The 13,139-nt window shown below is 39.7% G+C and carries 12 protein-coding genes and 1 tRNA gene; 5 read left to right on the forward strand and 8 right to left on the reverse strand.

The window, feature by feature from the left end:
* Positions 1-74: 74 nt before the first annotated feature.
* On the forward strand, positions 75-1,226 hold the full coding sequence (locus JWG40_RS15875) for an ATP-binding protein (protein WP_205286758.1): 1,152 nt from the start codon (positions 75-77) through the stop codon (positions 1,224-1,226).
* 78 nt (positions 1,227-1,304) lie between these two features.
* Here JWG40_RS15875 and JWG40_RS15880 read toward each other — a convergent pair whose 3' ends face one another.
* A complete protein-coding gene (locus JWG40_RS15880; RefSeq protein ID WP_232369430.1) occupies positions 1,305-2,159 on the reverse strand; it encodes an alpha/beta fold hydrolase in 855 nt (284 codons plus the stop codon).
* A gap of 156 nt (positions 2,160-2,315) precedes the next feature.
* On the opposite strand from JWG40_RS15880, the gene JWG40_RS15885 reads away from it, so the two are divergent.
* Positions 2,316-2,735, forward strand: coding sequence for a MarR family winged helix-turn-helix transcriptional regulator (locus JWG40_RS15885; RefSeq protein ID WP_205286759.1), 420 nt, complete (start codon positions 2,316-2,318; stop codon positions 2,733-2,735).
* On the opposite strand, the gene prmC is transcribed toward JWG40_RS15885, so the two are convergent.
* The 7 genes from prmC to fusA form a co-directional block, all read right to left on the reverse strand.
* On the reverse strand, positions 2,732-3,616 hold the full coding sequence (gene prmC / locus JWG40_RS15890; protein ID WP_205286760.1) for a peptide chain release factor N(5)-glutamine methyltransferase: 885 nt from the start codon (positions 3,614-3,616) through the stop codon (positions 2,732-2,734). The two genes, JWG40_RS15885 and prmC, sit on opposite strands and share 4 nt — an antisense overlap.
* A gap of 6 nt (positions 3,617-3,622) precedes the next feature.
* Positions 3,623-3,695, reverse strand: a tRNA-Arg gene (locus tag JWG40_RS15895).
* 4 nt (positions 3,696-3,699) lie between these two features.
* The gene (locus tag JWG40_RS15900) at positions 3,700-4,332 is read right to left on the reverse strand and encodes a Crp/Fnr family transcriptional regulator (RefSeq protein ID WP_039936944.1); all 633 of its coding nucleotides are present in this window, start codon (positions 4,330-4,332) and stop codon (positions 3,700-3,702) included.
* An 11-nt stretch (positions 4,333-4,343) separates the two neighbouring features.
* Positions 4,344-5,396: a tetratricopeptide repeat protein gene (locus JWG40_RS15905; protein WP_205286761.1), complete on the reverse strand. Its 1,053-nt coding sequence runs from the start codon at positions 5,394-5,396 to the stop codon at positions 4,344-4,346.
* 25 nt (positions 5,397-5,421) lie between these two features.
* Positions 5,422-6,651: an amidohydrolase family protein gene (locus JWG40_RS15910; RefSeq protein WP_205286762.1), complete on the reverse strand. Its 1,230-nt coding sequence runs from the start codon at positions 6,649-6,651 to the stop codon at positions 5,422-5,424.
* On the reverse strand, positions 6,651-7,289 hold the full coding sequence (locus tag JWG40_RS15915; RefSeq protein ID WP_205286763.1) for an LIC_10271 family cell wall hydrolase: 639 nt from the start codon (positions 7,287-7,289) through the stop codon (positions 6,651-6,653). Before JWG40_RS15915 ends, JWG40_RS15910 begins: the two co-directional genes overlap by 1 nt.
* A 103-nt stretch (positions 7,290-7,392) precedes the next feature.
* Entirely contained in the window at positions 7,393-9,510 is a 2,118-nt protein-coding gene (gene fusA, locus JWG40_RS15920; protein WP_205286764.1) for an elongation factor G, read from the reverse strand.
* 126 nt (positions 9,511-9,636) lie between these two features.
* Here fusA and JWG40_RS15925 point away from each other — a divergent pair, with 126 nt between their 5' ends.
* Genes JWG40_RS15925 through JWG40_RS15935 form a run of 3 tightly spaced genes read left to right on the forward strand, consistent with a single transcriptional unit; the run spans position 9,637 to position 13,139 of the window.
* Positions 9,637-11,163: a TrkH family potassium uptake protein gene (locus JWG40_RS15925; RefSeq protein WP_205286765.1), complete on the forward strand. Its 1,527-nt coding sequence runs from the start codon at positions 9,637-9,639 to the stop codon at positions 11,161-11,163.
* A gap of 45 nt (positions 11,164-11,208) precedes the next feature.
* Positions 11,209-12,243, forward strand: a complete 1,035-nt coding sequence (locus tag JWG40_RS15930) for a hypothetical protein (protein ID WP_205286766.1) — start codon at positions 11,209-11,211, stop codon at positions 12,241-12,243.
* Positions 12,240-13,139 carry a decaprenyl-phosphate phosphoribosyltransferase gene (locus JWG40_RS15935; protein WP_205286767.1) on the forward strand — a complete coding sequence of 300 codons (900 nt, stop codon included), beginning with the start codon at positions 12,240-12,242 and terminating at the stop codon, positions 13,137-13,139. Before JWG40_RS15930 ends, JWG40_RS15935 begins: the two co-directional genes overlap by 4 nt.

The following is a 13,139-nucleotide window of genomic DNA, read 5'->3' on the forward strand; positions in this document are numbered from 1 at the left end:
TGGAGTATTTGCAAAATGGAGCTATCAGAAATAATAGGTTGACCTATCAAAAATGATAGGTTGACCTGTTAAAAATGAAATCAGTGATTAGTTTGCCATTCCTTGTGCAGTTGGATAAAAATCTAAAAAGCTTCAATGATCTGATTCAAGTGGTCATTGGCCCAAGACAAGTTGGCAAAACGACCACTCTCCTAAAGTATCTGGAAGAAAGTCATTCGGGGAAGTATCACTATGTTTCCGCCGACACTGTTTTTCATTCCACCGAGAAGTGGATCGTGGAGCAGTGGAATTTTGCCAGGGCAAATCATAAAATCCTAGCCATCGACGAAATCCAAAAGTGTGAAAATTGGTCCGAAGTGATCAAAATGCTCTGGGATGAATCAAAAGCCAAAAAAAATCCTGTGACTTGTATACTACTCGGTTCAAGTTCTTTACACTTACAAAAAGGACTCTCCGAAAGCCTAACAGGCAGGTTCCAACTAATTCCGGTTTATCATTGGAATTATGCAGAATCCAAAAAGGGATACAAATTGCGTTTTGAGGATTATTTAAAATTTGGTGGTTATCCAGGTTCTTATTTTTTGAAGGGTAGTCATGAGTGGAAAACCTATCTCAATCAATCGATCCTTACAACTGTTATCGAAAAAGACATTCTTCAATTTCATACGGTCAAATCACCTGCTTTGTTTCGGCAGACTTTTGAAATTTTGATTTCCTATCCTGCTCAGGAAATCAGCTATACAAAAATTCTGGGACAAATCCAAGACAAGGGAAATGTGGAACTTGTAAAACATTACATCGCTCTATTTGAAGGTGCTTTTCTGATTAAAACTCTCTCCAAATATTCGGAAAAGAGAGTGATCACAAAAACTTCTTCTCCAAAAATCCTTCCCATGGCACCTTGTCTGTATTATTCGACCGTACTTGATGAGTATACTGCTGAGGAAAAAGGTCGGGTTTTTGAATTGGTAGTCGGAGCACAACTCCAGCGCCTACAAGGTGAATTGTATTACTGGAGAGAGGGAAATGATGAAGTCGACTTTATTTACAAATATGGCAGAAGACTCTATGCCATTGAAGTAAAGAGTGGTCGCAAAAAATCAAACAAGGGACTTTTGAAATTCAAATCTAAATTTCCAAATGCCAAGTTAGTTTTTATTACTGAGAAAGACTACCTGGAGTTTGAAGCGGATCCAGATGGATTTTTGATTAAGAATGGTGGGTGAGGGGATTTTTGATTCTCATATTGTAAAAAATGAGGATTTTATAAAAATCATTTTAACCGATTCGCTTTTTCAGTTTTCTCACCGCATCCAAATTTGCATTTGGGATAAAAACTTTTCAGGTCTTTCTAAAAAAGGCAAATGACTACATTCTTCCAAAACTGTCATTTTGATTTTCGGAAAACAACTTAAGATCGGTTCCCAAGTGTAATAAGGTGCTACCTGAAAGTCCTCTTTTCCCATACAAATCCAAACGGGTACAGAAATTTCTTTTAAATATTCTGATACATCAATGTCTCGAAACACTTCTCCAAAAAGAGAATCAAACGCTAGTTTGTTTGTATGGATCCCTTTCCAAAACTCTCTCGAAGGAAAAGGAACTTGGTAAAAACCTTTAGCTTCTTGGCTTACACAGAAATGGATAAAAAAATCTTCAGGGGATGTTTCTATATTTTTTTGGAATTGAATATGGTTTTCTGCATGCGCTGCCTTTCGCAGATCAGAGGCTTCTTTTTGAAAATAAACTTCTGCTTCTGAAAGGTGACTTCCGTGACTTGGGCCGGTGGAAATCATCAGCAAGTGGGAGACTTTGGTTGGAAATTTAGCCGCATAAGCAAGAGCCATATATCCATGACCTGAATGGCCGATCACAGGACAGGTTGGAATCTCTAGCTTGTTTTGGATGAAAACAAAATCTTCTAGAAGTTTCTCTAGGGTGTAATCTTCTCTCGATTCCTCTAGTGGACTGGTCCGTTTGGCAAAACCTCTGTGGTCTACGACTGTGATTTGGTATATCTCTGCTATCTCCTCCGGAATCACTCGTGGATAGTATAATGCACTACCGATCCAAAATAGTGCTGGGCCATTCGTTTTGTTCCTAGCCACTTGGAGAGCAAATCCCTCTCTTTCGATTGTTTGGTATTTCCAATCCACCATTCATACCTCCTAGAATTCTAAAAAAAGATAAAATTCCATATAGTTGTAATTAGCAACTATATGGTTGCATATTGCAACTAAAAAAAGCTTGAAGAGTTCAAATAAAAAAATGAAAGTGGAATTGTGAAAGGGCTCTCTATTTATTTGGGAATTTATATGAGCGAAACCTTGCTTCTGATGAGGCGGTTTTTAGCGAACGAATTTACAAAAAGAGAAATTGGGATGCGGTTTGAAGAATGGATCCAGCTCCTTCCTTTAGTGGAATCCGAAACGGTAAGCCAGAAAGATCTGAGTGATCGTTTGGTAAAAGACAAAACAACAGTATCAAGGCTTGTGGATGGCTGGGTCAAAAAAGCTTGGGTGAAACGAGAAGTTTCCGCAACTGACAAACGGTTTTACATTTTGCGCTTTACCAAAAAAGGAAAAGAGATTTGGGAGAAAGGACTACCCATTATAACTTCTGCCGATGAGGTGTTTCGAAAGGATCTAAGTGATTCTGAAGAAAGAGATCTGTATCTCCTTCTTTTTAAAATCCAATCTTCCGTTCAATTGGAATCAAAGGAAAATAAAACTTAAGGTAGAGCAGGGGCTTCGGCAAAAAAGAAACGTTCCTTCTTAGAACTGTCTAAAATTCTTTTTGGGGATACAAAACCTAGTTCTGTGGCCAATAATTCTAAAACATCCATATACAAGGGATGAGTTTCCATCATCAGCTTTCCTCCTGGGTTTAGTCTGGTTTTTGCGGCAGATAACAATCGTTTGTGGAATGCTTTAAAATCGGAAACAAAAAGAGCCATATGCGGCTCATAATCTAATACATCCGGCATAATTTCCGATTTTTCTGATTCTGGAATGTAAGGGGGATTCGAGACAATCAAATCAAATTGTAACTCTTTAGGGAGCGCCAAGTCCAAATCAGAAACATAAAATGATGTTTTCTCTGTTAGATTGTATTTTTCCGCATTACGTCTGCTCACTTCAATTGCTTTTTCAGAAAGGTCGGAAAGAATCACAATACTGGATTCTAAAAGTTGGGCAAGACTAAGGCCAATACAACCACTCCCTGAACATAAATCCAAAATTTGGATTTCGCCAGCTGTATTTCTTTTTAGGTTTTCCTTCCCTTTCCAAAGGTAGTCCACAAGTTCTTCTGTTTCCGGTCTTGGAATGAGAACATCTTCTGTTACCAAGTATTCAAATTTATGAAATCCTTTTTTACCTGTGATATAGGCTACTGGTTTTCGTTTGCTTCGTTCGAGGATTCGTTCTCTGTAGAGGTCAATTTCTTTTTGGCCAAGAGGCATTTCAAACTGTGAGTAGAGTTTAATTCGGGGAAGGTTTAATAAGTCAGAGAGGATCCATTCGGCATCCACACGTGGGTTCGGAATTTCCTTTTTTTCCAGAAATTCTGTAGACCGTTTTAAATAATAAAGTAGGGTTCCTGGTAGTTCCGCCATATCTTTTGCCCCCAACAGGATTCGAACCTGTGTCCCCAGTTTAGGAAACTAGTGCTCTATCCACCTGAGCTATGGGAGCTTTTTTACGTAGGTTTACGTTTCTGATTCACTATCCTTTGGAAATCGGAGATATTGTGAATAACAATTTTATCCGGATAGAGATCTAGTTTGCCTGTTTTTACATACTGCATCAGCACCTTTTGCACTTCTCCCACAGGTTGGGCGCACCAATTGGCAATGTCATCTACAGTCGCTGAAAGGATAATTTCATTATAAACATCGTTGTTATACTGTTTTTCGTATAACATCACAAAGACGTCACAAACCTTTCCAATAATATCATCCATAAGGAGAATCATGAGGCGGCGTTTTTGGTCATAAATGCGAAAGGAAAAAATATGAAGGAGTTTCATCGCAAGTGCCGGGTTTTTGGTCATCAGCATTTCGAAGTTGGCACGATTGAAATTCAGTGCCTTCACTTCCGTCACAGCAATGGCTGTAGCGGAACGAGGTTGTTCCTCTAAAATTGCCATCTCTCCTAAAATATCTCCTGACTCCAAAACATCTAAGGTTTTGATGCTCGTTCCAATTGTTTTTGTGATTTTGACCTTCCCTTCTTTAATGAGGTAAAAGTCGTTTCCTGGTTCATATTCACAAAATAATACTTCGTTTGGTTGGAACACCTTCCCAAATTTCCCGAACATAGCTTCCAACATTTGGTCGTTCACTACTTTCCTCCTTTGAGTTTGGATTTAGCATCTTCAGAGATACTATCATCCAAAGGAGGCATTTGAGTTACCTTTTGGAATAACTGTTTGGATTTTTCTTTATCACCGGATGCCTCTGTAGCAAGTGCTAGGTGGTAAAGGTTCTCTTTGAGTAGAAGGCCTTTTGGGTATTTTTTAATATAACTTGAAAAGTGTGCGATGGCACTCGGATAGTCTTTTGCTTTGAAGCTAGACTTACCCATATAAAACATTGAATTTTCAACAAACTGTTCCTCTTCCTGAGTCACAGAGTCTGTCCTTTCTGAAACCAGTTTAAAAAGATCAATTGAATCTGCATACTTTCCCGCGTTCATAAAAGTAGAGGCTTTGTCGTATTGGGAAAGGATGGAGTTTGGATCTACACTAGAGGTGGAGTTCTGGGTGGGAACTGCCATAGTTTTTAGCATCTCTTGCAGTTTCCCTGATTGGGCGCCTGGTTCGGGTTTATAAACTAATTCTTGTATGGTGAGAGGGAAAGGCGTCTTTTTACGAGCAAGATCCATAAGCTGCCTTGCTCGGTCTACGTACATTCCGTCCGGATAGTGTTGTAAATACTTTTCAAATGCATAGGCTGCGTGTTCAAAGTTGCCATTTTTATAAAAAACTTCGGCCACGTTCATGAGTTCAAAGGCTGGGTTCTTGGCTTCGCCTTGCCCGAGGATTTCCCTAACCTGCCTGTGGACTTGCCGGAGTTGGCTTGAGAACACCTTTAGCATTTTGATGATTAAATGAGTTTTGTCTGAGACAAATTTTTCAAATTCGGGGACTTTAAAAACAAGAACTGTAGCGGCTCCAATGACTTGGGCTGTTTCTTCCCTTGGGTAACGACCGATGGCACTCTTAACTCCGAAAAACTCACCGAGTTTTACATCCTCTTTCAGCTCCACACCGTTGATATTCGTGTAAGTTAGTACAACACGACCTTTTTGTAGTACAAAGATATCCTCCGCCTTGTCTTTCTCGAAGTAGACGATGGAACCTCCTTTGTAATTACGAACTATGGGACCTGACAACTCATGCCTCGCTTGCGCTTCATTTTCAAAAATTAGGTAAAAAAGCCAAACTCTTTTTATAACCGACACTGTCAGAAACTTGTTTCAAGAGTTTTTTTGGTGAACCAGCAACCAACTTGGTTTTACCATCAATGGAAAATTCTTCTGTTTCTAAACCGAAATGAAGAAAGAGTGACTTGTATTCTGAAGACCCATAAATGGGATACCCATCGATCACAACTAAATCAATGTGTTTCCATGAAAGGTCGGATACATTGATCTCCTTTGCATTTTTATCATCGTTGATTATGAGTAAATCCGCCGAAAGACCAGGCATAAGTGCATTAGGATTTCCTAATCGAAAAGCCTTTCTGGGATTTTCTGTGACCATCTTCAAAAGAGTGGACTCTTCTAATTCTTCCCCATACAATCCAAAATAAATAGACTTCGCTGTTTTTAATTCTTCGAGTAGATGAACCGATCCGCTCGGAGAATAATCTGTCCCCAAACATACATTAACTCCCATATCTAAAAAGAGTTTGATATTAGTTGTTTTTCCAAAGATATGAAGATTGGAAGTTGGGCACCAGACTACAGAAGCACCTTTCTCCAAAATTTTTTCAACCTCTCTTTGTCCAAAGGGCAAACAATGAACGAGTACAGAATGTTCGCCAAGAGCATCCATTTTTTCAAGTAGGCGAAGTGAATGTTTCGAATCATCATCAACTCCTTCTGCTAGATGAGTCACAAAAGGAAGTCCCGCATGTTCTGCCATTCTATACTCTAAGGCTGGTCCTTCCCCCCAACCCAAACTATAATTTCCTACGGAGTGGGCTAGGGCATAATCGGAAATCAGTTTGACTGGTAAAATGCCTCTAAATGGATTTTGTACATGATGAGGAATATGATCAAAGACAGTTGTGGCACCCGCAAAGAGATTTTTATAAGCACCAAGGTAGTATAATAGTTCTGGATCCACTTGTTGGCGTTCCGCAAAAACTCCTGAACTTTTATAGAGATTATCATAAGACAACCAAGACTGGTGTTTTTCTGTCCCACCAACTTTCGGAAGGTAACTGGCAAGTAAGTGGTCATGGGAATTAATAAATCCAGGATAGATTTTTTTCCCTTTAAGGGAGACTGTCACCGCTTTTTCGTTTTGTGGTAAGTCTGTGTCAATCGCAGAAATTTTTTCTCCATCCACGAGAAGGTCGTTTGTTTCTAATTTTCCATTCCGATACACTGAACCTGATTGGAAGAGGATGGAATTCGCCATTAGATACCCCTTTCCAAAATTCTTTCGGGATTTATGCTGAGTTTTTGTTTGTTCACTTGGAAGTAGAGGCCTTTGTCTTTTGTCAGAATTCCTAACCTATCTTTTGACTTAACCTGTTGGCCTTCCGTCACTTGGATTCTTTCTAAGTTTCCGTAGACAGAATATAGTCCGTTTTGGTGCTCTAAAATCACAAAGTTTTCATACCCATCCATATAATCCACGTGAACCACTTTGCCGGGAAGGCTTGCCCGTACTAAAGAAGATGTACCTCGTTGGAATTGGATTCCTTTGTGGGGGTCATAGGTGAGTTCTGAAAATTTCTTTACCACCTTTTCTCTTTGCACCAAGGGATAAGTTGGTTTTTCTAAAAGAAGGGATTCGGGAGCTATAGAAACTTTTTCCTCCCCTTTGGGAATTCGAAGTAATTCTTTTTCGTATAAATTCTCTTTAGTGTTACGGCCATTTAACTTGGCTAAGGTTTCAGCTGAAACTTTGAATTTTCTAGCAATTCCATACCAGGAATCGCCTTTGGTCACTCGGTAAGAGGATGGGATTTCTGTTTTTACGTTTTGTTTGGAACTAAGGGGGAAGAAAAGAAAGAAACCCAAAATAATTAGAATGTATGGCAGTCTTCGCATCCGGTATCCCTTCTAAATGTATCGACATGTGTGAAGTGGAGGGGCAATAAAAAAGGCGGGAGAACCCGCCTTTTCCAAAATCGAAAGTCTGACGAAGAAGGATTTATTCTTCTTCTGACTTGTTGACTTTGTATTTTTTCATGAGCTCATCCGCTACGTTTCTAGGCACTGGAGCATACTTGGAAAATTCCATTGCAAACTCTGCTTTTCCTTGTGTGGAGGAACGAAGCACTGTGGAGTAACCGAACATGTCTGCAAGAGGAACTTCGGCTTCGATCTTTGCATAACCGTTTTCTTCAGTTGTATTTAAGATCATACCACGTCTTTGGTTCACAGAGGCAAGGATGGCTCCTTGGAATTCTGTAGGACCTTCGACTTCCACTCTCATGATCGGTTCGAGAATGATCGGAGCTGCTTTACTGAATCCTTGGCGGAAACCGTAACGAGCACCAATTTGGAAAGCCATATCCGATGAATCCACATCATGGTAAGCACCGTCATTGATCACACAACGAACTCCAATGATAGGAAATCCAATCAGTGATCCTCTTTCTAAACAAGAACGAAAACCTTTGTCACAAGATCCGATGTATTCGCGAGGGATGGAACCACCCACGATTTTATCTACGAATTCGTAATTTTTTCCTTCTTCTTGTGGAATTGGTTCAATAAAACCAGCCACTCGAGAGAACTGACCTTGACCACCCGTTTGTTTTTTGTGGGTATAATCAAATTCTGCAGACTTAGTGATGGTTTCACGATACGCAACTTGTGGAGCGCCAGTGACAAGATCCACACCGTATTCCCGTTTCATACGTTCGATGTATACTTCTAAGTGAAGTTCTCCCATCCCTTTGATGATGGTTTGTCCAGACTCTTTATCAATTTCTGTTTGGAAGGTTGGATCTTCTTTGGTGAAACGGTTAAGAGCCTTCGCAAGGTTTGGAAGTTGTTTTGATTCTTTACATTCAATCGTAAGGGAGATCACCGGGTTTGGAACAAACATGGACTCCATAGTCACTTTTGCTTTTCCATCAGTGAAAGTATCTCCGGAAGCACAATCGATACCGAATAGAGCTACAATATCTCCTGCCTCTGCTTTCGCAATATCTTCCATATCGTTTGAGTGCATACGAACGAGACGTCCAATGTTATGGCGTTTGTTGTTAGAAGAGTTGTAGATCGTCATCCCTTTTTCGAGTCTACCTTGGTAAACTCGAACATAAGTTAGCTGACCATAGCGACCGTCTTCTAGTTTGAATGCGAGACAAACTAATGGTTTTTCTGGATCTGATTCTAAACTGAATTCGTTTTCTTCGTTTCCGATTTCTTTTGCTTTGTTATCAACATCATAAGGAGATGCAAGGTAATCCGCAACTCCATCAAGAAGTCTTTGGACCCCTTTGTTTTTGAAGGCAGAACCCATAAATACAGGTACAAATTTAAGAGCAAGAACACCACGTCGGATTGCTTCTTTGACTCGCGCTTCAGAAGGAGTTCCTTCTAACAACTCTTCGGTGAGTTCATCACTGAAAAGAGAAACTGCATCAAGAAGTGCTTCGCGTTTTTCGTTTGCTTGGTCTTTTAATTCATCAGGAATATCAGTAATTTTGATATCTTGGCCGTTAGGACCTTCGAAGTAATAAGCTTTCATTTCGACAAGGTCAACAATCCCTTTCAGATCATTTTCCAAACCGATGGGAAGTTGTACTGCATGTGCATTCAAATGGAGTTTTTCACGAAGTTGATCGATCACTCTCCAAGGGTTAGCACCTGTACGGTCTAGTTTATTGATAAAAGCAACACGTGGAACGTTGTAACGTTTCATCTGGCGGTCAACAGTGATGGATTGGGACTGTACACCGGCAACCCCACAAAGAACCATAATCGCAGAGTCAAGAACACGCAAAGAACGTTCTACTTCGATGGTGAAGTCTACGTGGCCCGGAGTATCAATGATGTTGATGGAGATATCTTTCCAAGTAGCATAAGTTGCCGCTGATTGGATTGTGATCCCTCTTTCTCTTTCGAGATCCATACTATCCATAGTAGCACCCACACCGTCTTTACCACGAACTTCGTGGATAGCATGGATTTTGTTCGTATAAAATAAAATACGTTCGGTAAGAGTTGTCTTTCCAGAGTCAATGTGAGCAGAGATTCCGATGTTACGGATTCTGTCCAATTTAGGGTCGCGTTTTGTTTCTGTCGCAGAGGTCATATTTTCCTCAAAATAATGGTTAAAGTTGAATTGATTCTACCAAAATCTGAAATGGACTGCGTTTGTAAAGTACTTGGGATTTTTGGTCAAAGGGAAAATCCTGGAGAAAGTAGAGATTAGGGGAATATGCCACTAGCGCGCTTGAAGCGATTTTTTCGAACTTTGTCCTTTGCAAGGCTAGTCTGTCTGGGATTCTTTGCTGCCATCCTTCTCGGATCAATCGCCCTCTATATTTCGGAAGAAGGGGAACTTTCTTATGTGGATAGTTTTTATCTTTCTGCTTCCTCGATTTGTGTGACCGGGCTCTCTCCGGTTCCTCTTTCTGGCTTCAATCCATCTACCCAATGGATTATGCTCTTTCTCATCCAACTGGGGGGGCTTGGGATCATTAGTTTTACCGTAATTGTTGGATTTCTCATCACCCAAGGAATTTCTAGGAATGCTCGTTTTAATGCTTTCGTGGGGGCTGCCATCGATACCCAAGCTGAAACCGAGTCGCTTGCGACTAACGAGGTGAATCGGATGTTACTCTCTATTATCAATATTTCCTTTTCGATTGAAATCTTAGGTGCCATTGGACTCTACCTCCACATGCCGGACGGGGCAGAAGGGGGAAATACCCGATGGTTCTTTTCCCTTTTTACAGCAATTTCCTCTTTTAATAACGCTGGTTTTTCGATCACAGATGATTTGAGTGCCTTACGTTTGGATCCCTTTTCTTTATACATTGTGTCAGGACTTGTGATTTTTGGAGGGATTGGATTCCCTGTGATCATTCTTTTGGAAAAGTTTTTACTTACGGTTTTTGTTCGGATTGTATACCGCATAGAAGTGATGGCAGAAACTCTTATGATGGAAAAAGCTCTAAAAACAGGAAATGTTCCAAGACTTTTATTACTTCCCGCACAGTTTTCTGCGTTTTTAGAAAATCGCATCGGTGACTATAACAAACATTTGCGGGGGGAAACCACAAGGATCCAGTCCAAAGTTTTAGTTTATGGATCTTCCGCCTTGCTTTTGTTTGGTTTTCTTGGGATTTATTTTTTAGAACGGTCCAATCCACATACTTTTCATGGAATGGCTCTCGTTGATAAAATTTCCAATGCTTTTTTTATGTCTGTCTGTTCTCGTACAGCAGGGTTTTCCACTATGGATCTCGGTCATTTAAACGATGCCACGGTTATCATCATTACCGTTCTTATGTTTATTGGTGGGGGACCGCAAGGAACTGCTGGCGGTATTAAAATTACCACCTTTGTTTTGTTACTTGCTTATTTGAAAAACGTGATCCAACCCTCAAAACCGGTAATGTTATTTGGAGAAACTGTATCTAAAAATTCGGTCGCTGTTGCCATTCGAGTCTACTTCCTTGCGACCATTGCTTTGGCATTTATCTTTATATTCCTTGGAATTTTGGACCAAAACCAACATTCTTTACATGTTATCTTTTTTGAACTGATCTCTTCTTTTTCGACCGTTGGTTTTAGTTTGAACCTCACTTCCCAGTTGGGAGACATCGAAAAGTTATTTTATGCGGCGGTGATGTATGTAGGCCGAGTGGGAATCTTTACCGTTCTCATTGCTGCCACGGGCCACTCTGGGGTTCCTAAGATGGGAACTGTGGATGATGGTGTGAAAATCCAAGTCGGTTAAAATGGAGATAAAAATCAGTTTTAGTATTTTGAGGATGGTTCAGACTTGGTATTTGTGAAATTACGCATTCGAGATCTATTGTTTTCTTCATGGAAGACTCCTGTTTTGGAACCTGGAGAGTTGGAATTCGAGAAACAAAAAGAATCTCAAAAAAGAGTTTTGGCCCAAATTCAATCCCGATTGGAATCTATTGAACTCCTTTTGTCAAACGAGAAGTTAGAAGACGCAAAACTACTATTTCGATCCGTAACTTTTGACCTGGTAAACTTTCAATTACAAAGAACCAACAAAAAAGAAATTTTTACTGAGGAAGACCTGAAGGGTTTTCTAATTCCAGAATCAGATAGAAAACAAAAACCATTTCAGTTTTTGAATTCTTGGGATAGGATCTCTCCACTGGATGCCAAAAAAATGGACCAAATTTTGTCCGAGGCCATCGATACTTACGAATTTCTTTTATATGAATCAAAAAAAGAGTTTAAAACGCGTTATCTGACTCTTATGGACCAGTTTCAATTGATTCGACAAATTCGATTTTTTTTCCTGAGTGCCATCTTTCTTTTAAGTGCGACTGGATACATTTATAACCAATACAAGTTCCCGGTGATGAGAGACCAATCGATCAAATTGTATAGCTTTCTTAGCAAAGAGAAACCGGAAACTTCTGATTCGATGATGGTCTCCAAACCTGTATTTAAAAAAGATATTGGCAATTGGGTAGAATATGAATGGGAACTCCCTGAGTCTATGTCCACATTTGGTGGGCTTAGGATTGATCCTTTGGAGCAAAGAGGAATCCGATTTGTTTTGGATCAAATTAGTATTTTAGATTCCAAAGGAAAAGAAATCTATTCCAAAAAAATGGTAGTGAGTGCAAACTTACTACCAGAAGACTATCAAGATTTTTTTAAGATATTGGATGTCAAAACTGCCGGCAAACAAAGCCCAGGTGAACTAGTCGAAATGATCACCACTGGCAGTGATCCACAAATCCAATTAGTATTCCCCCTACTCATGGATGCAAAAACCATTAAATTGAAAATGAAATACATTGAAGCCCATAAAGTGAAGAAAAAATGATCTACCTATACCTCAAATTGATGCGAGTCCCTCAGTGGGTGAAAAATATTATCCTATTTGCCGGACTGATTTTTTCTAAAAAAATCTTTGAACTTCCTTCGTTAACGAAAGTTTGTTTAGCTTTTCTTTGTTTTTCTCTAGTTGCGAGTTGCCAATATGTATTTAACGATTTTTTAGACCAAAAAGAAGACGCAAAACATCCCGAAAAAAAACATAGACCGCTTGCTAGTGGGGAACTCGATTCCGGAATTGCTTTAGCCATCACTGGTGTGATTTTACCCATTGCTTTGATTGGTGCGTACAAACTGTCCCCGATTTTCTTTTATCTTACGATCTTTTATCTTCTTTTCAATATGTTGTATAGCAAAGTCCTGAAACATATTGTGATTTTGGATGTTATGAGTATTTCCATTGGATTTGTGTTACGCGCCATTGCGGGTGCAGTTGTCATTGGAGTGGAGTTTTCGCATTGGTTATTGCTTTGTACTTTTATGTTGGCCCTATTTTGGGGATTTTCCAAACGTAGGGGTGAGATCAATATCCTAAAAACTGATGCTGGCAAACATAGAAAAATTTTAGAAGAGTATTCCATTGAGTTTTTGGATTTGATGATGGCCGTTGTTGCTACACTCACTCTTGTGAGTTATGTAATGTATACGGTAAGTCCAGAAACGGCGAAAAGTTTAGGAACTCCTTATATGGTGTATACGGTTCCCATTGTGGTTTATGCGATCTTTCGGTCTCTTTACATCATTTATATCAAGAACATGGGTCATAACCCCACAAAAGCCATCCTCACTGACGTAAGTGTTCTGATTTCTGGGTTTATCTGGTTACTCCTCATCTTATTTTTGATGTTTGGGAACATATCCGGCCAACTACCAGTCTTACAATAA

It is taken from the genome of Leptospira abararensis (genome assembly GCF_016918735.1).
Taxonomy (GTDB): domain Bacteria; phylum Spirochaetota; class Leptospiria; order Leptospirales; family Leptospiraceae; genus Leptospira_A; species Leptospira_A abararensis.

Coding starts and splice junctions, on each gene's coding strand:
- JWG40_RS15875 (WP_205286758.1), top strand. CDS start 75: ATGAAATCAGTGATTAGTTTGCCATTCCTTGTGCAGTTGGATAAAAAT.
- JWG40_RS15880 (WP_232369430.1), bottom strand. CDS start 2,159: ATGGTGGATTGGAAATACCAAACAATCGAAAGAGAGGGATTTGCTCTC.
- JWG40_RS15885 (WP_205286759.1), top strand. CDS start 2,316: ATGAGCGAAACCTTGCTTCTGATGAGGCGGTTTTTAGCGAACGAATTT.
- prmC (WP_205286760.1), bottom strand. CDS start 3,616: ATGGCGGAACTACCAGGAACCCTACTTTATTATTTAAAACGGTCTACA.
- JWG40_RS15900 (WP_039936944.1), bottom strand. CDS start 4,332: ATGTTGGAAGCTATGTTCGGGAAATTTGGGAAGGTGTTCCAACCAAAC.
- JWG40_RS15910 (WP_205286762.1), bottom strand. CDS start 6,651: ATGGCGAATTCCATCCTCTTCCAATCAGGTTCAGTGTATCGGAATGGA.
- JWG40_RS15915 (WP_205286763.1), bottom strand. CDS start 7,289: ATGCGAAGACTGCCATACATTCTAATTATTTTGGGTTTCTTTCTTTTC.
- fusA (WP_205286764.1), bottom strand. CDS start 9,510: ATGACCTCTGCGACAGAAACAAAACGCGACCCTAAATTGGACAGAATC.
- JWG40_RS15925 (WP_205286765.1), top strand. CDS start 9,637: ATGCCACTAGCGCGCTTGAAGCGATTTTTTCGAACTTTGTCCTTTGCA.
- JWG40_RS15935 (WP_205286767.1), top strand. CDS start 12,240: ATGATCTACCTATACCTCAAATTGATGCGAGTCCCTCAGTGGGTGAAA.